This window comes from Saccharopolyspora sp. (assembly GCF_017434145.1).
Lineage (GTDB): Bacteria > Actinomycetota > Actinomycetes > Mycobacteriales > Pseudonocardiaceae > Saccharopolyspora_C > Saccharopolyspora_C galaxeae.
The window spans coordinates 1-2,973 of sequence record NZ_JAFRFW010001030.1; the positions used below are offsets into that span (position 1 = coordinate 1).

At 70.2% G+C, this 2,973-nt stretch carries 2 protein-coding genes and 1 pseudogene; 2 read left to right on the forward strand and 1 reads right to left on the reverse strand.

Annotated elements, in window-relative coordinates; genetic code table 11:
* A pseudogene (locus tag IJH84_RS28175) lies at nucleotides 1–733 on the reverse strand (hypothetical protein); the annotation flags it as partial.
* Between the two features lie 430 nt (nucleotides 734–1,163).
* Between IJH84_RS28175 and IJH84_RS28180 the strand changes: the two are divergent.
* Nucleotides 1,164–2,117 (forward strand): Ppx/GppA phosphatase family protein, encoded by a 954-nt coding sequence (locus tag IJH84_RS28180; protein WP_295150975.1) that lies wholly within the window; start codon nucleotides 1,164–1,166, stop codon nucleotides 2,115–2,117.
* 199 nt (nucleotides 2,118–2,316) lie between these two features.
* Nucleotides 2,317–2,973: ABC transporter substrate-binding protein (locus IJH84_RS28185; RefSeq protein WP_295150977.1), on the forward strand; the 657-nt coding region annotated here is incomplete at its 3' end.

Consider the following 2,973-nt stretch of genomic DNA (forward strand, 5'->3'; position numbering starts at 1 on the left):
AGCGGCCGCACGCGGTGGCGCTGCCGCAATCCGCGAGTGAGCCGGTGGCGCCGGCGCGGCCCGGTTGGTCGGCGGTGACTCCGCCGCCCGGCTCGCCCGGCGGGCTTTCCGGTGAACCGATTCCTGGGCCGCGGCCGGGTTCTGCGGCTGGTGAACCGGTGCAGCCGAGCGCCCCGCACGCGTCGAATCCCGCGGTGCCGCCGTCCGCGAACACGCCGCCGGCGCCCGAGCCATCGGGTGAACCGGTACCGGGCACCGGCTCGTCGGTGCCGGGTTGGCCGGAAGAGCCCGCAGCACCGGGCATTTCGAGCGAGCAACCGTTGCCGGGGTTCCCGAGCGAGCCGTCGATGCCTGCTCTCACCGGCGATCCGGAGACGCCGAGCGACCCGTCGGTCCCGAGCGAACCGGCGACGCCGAGTGGTCCGAGCGAACCGGCGACGCCGGCGCCGAGCGGTGAGCCGTCCGCGACGGACGTCCCGCCCGCCCCGAGCTCGACGGGTCCCGTGCCGCCGAGTTCGGTCGGCCCGTCTTCGGATCCGGCTGCGCCATCGGAGACCTCGACGGTCCCGCAGCGCCCGTCTGCGCAGCTCCCGTCTTCGCAGGGCTCGCAGCCCCCGACTCCGTCGACCACGCCCACCACGGACGGACCGGTCGCACCGAGTTCGACCGCCGGCCCGCAGCGGCCGGAAACCTCCGAACCGACCGGTGGTTCCGAGACGAGCGCACCGTCCACGTCAGCTGACCCCGCCGATCGCGAGTGCGATGCGGCCACGCTGCGCGAAGGCCGGTTCGTCCCGGCCGAGCAGCTTTCCGCGACGGGCCGGGCGTTGCCCGCGGGCACGACCGACTCGGGCGAAGCATCGCCCGGCGACATCGTCTACGTGCAGTCGGGCGGCTCGGGTCCGCTCGACACGTGCGAGGTGCCCGCCGACTTCGTCCCATGATCACTCGATCAGGCGGAGCCGAGGAGAGCCTCCAACGGCGTCATCACGACGTTCGCCCAGCGCGCGGGGCCGCAGCGGCTCTACCCGCGGGCCCTGTCGATGTCCACGCCGACACGCCGACGGTGTGTCCACATTCGCCTTTTCCACCCGGCCGATAGCGTTGCCGACCGAGGAACGCGCCGAGTGTTGGCGATGCATACGAGCACGAGGAGACCAGCGATGTCACGGGTGGCGGCGATCGACTGCGGGACCAACTCGATCCGGCTCCTGGTGGCCGACGTGACCGCCCGGCCGGATGGTTCGCCGGAGCTGCGCGACGTGCACCGCGAGATGCGGGTGGTGCGGCTCGGGCAGGGCGTGGACGCCACCGGCAGACTCGCCGACGAGGCGTTGCGGCGCACCCGCGATGCGCTGGTCGATTACGCGGCGGTGGCGCGCGAGAACGGTGCCGAGGCGGTCCGCATGGTGGCGACCTCGGCGACCCGCGACGCGGCCAACCGCGAGGACTTCTTCGCCATGGTGCGGGAAACGCTCGGCGTGGACGCCGAGGTGATCACCGGTGCGGAGGAGGCCCGCCTGTCGTTCATCGGCGCGGTGGGCGACTTCGACCCGGCGGCCGGTCCGTTCGTGGTCACCGACGTCGGCGGTGGTTCCACGGAAGTCGTCGTCGGTCGCTGGGACGGTGCACGTGCCGAGATCACGGCCGCCTACTCCGCCGACATCGGGTGCGTGCGACTGACCGAGCGCTGCCTGCACGACGACCCGCCGACCGAGCAGGAGGTCCGGGACGCCGAGCAGGTCGCCCGCGGCGTGCTCGACGAAGCTTTCGCCGCGGTGGACGCCTCCGGTGCGCGGACCTGGGTCGGCGTCGCGGGCACCGTCACCACGTTGTCCGCGGTCGCGCAGAACCTGCCGGATTACGATCCGGCCGCAATTCACCTTTCCCGTTTATCCCAGAAACAGCTTCGAGAAACGACTTCGGAGCTGTTGACGATGACTCATGAAGAACGAGCCGCGATCGGTTCAATGCATCCCGGACGGGTCGATGTGATCGGCGGCGGCGCGCTCGTCGTGCAGGTTCTCGCCGACGAGCTGAGGGAACGCGCCGGCATCGAGGCGATCTCGGTGTCCGAGCACGACATCCTGGACGGCATAGCGCTTTCCATCAGCTAGTTCCCACGATGTGGGCCGGACTATCCGGGTGGTGGGTGGCCGGTTTCTGTATCGAACCAGAAAGTTTCGAATTCGTGACAGCGTTCTGGGGGTGGCCCGCCCTCAATTATGTTTACGCTGTCGCGGTGGTGCTCATCACCACTGTGCTTGGTGCCCCGGAATTCCGCTGAGGGGGCGCGTGGAAGTGGGAGGACGCAACATGCGCAAGCGACGTCTGGCCGCCTGCTTGGCGGTCCCGCTGGCGGTGGCCATGCTCGCCACGGCCTGCGGCGGCGGGGACAGCGGGGCGCCCAGGGACACGGTGACCGTCGAATGGGGCGAGCCGGAGAACCCGCTGGTCCCGGGCAACACCACCGAGGCCAACGGCAGCAACGTGATGGACGCGCTGTTCGCCGGGCTGGTGAAGTACTCGCCGGACGACGCCTCGGTGCACAACGACATGGCCGAGTCCATCCAGCCCTCGCCGGATCACCGGTTCTACACCATCAAGATCAAGCCGGGCTGGACCTTCCACGACGGGAGCCCGGTCACCGCCGAGAGCTTCGTCAAGGCGTGGAACTACACCGCCTACGGGCCGAACGGGCAGCAGGGCGGAAGCTTCTTCGAGCAGGTCAAGGGCTACGACGAGCTCAACCCGGAGGAGGAGGGCGCGACGCCGCCGACCGACCAGCTGTCCGGGCTCAAGGTCGTCGATCCGACCACGTTCACCGTGGAGCTCAAAGCACCGCTGACGATCTTCCCGACGATGCTGGGCTACGGGCCGTTCTACCCGCTGCCGGAGCGGTTCTTCGCCGATCCGGAGGGATTCGAGCAGCACCCGATCGGCAACGGGCCGTTCAAGTTCGAGTCGCGGGTG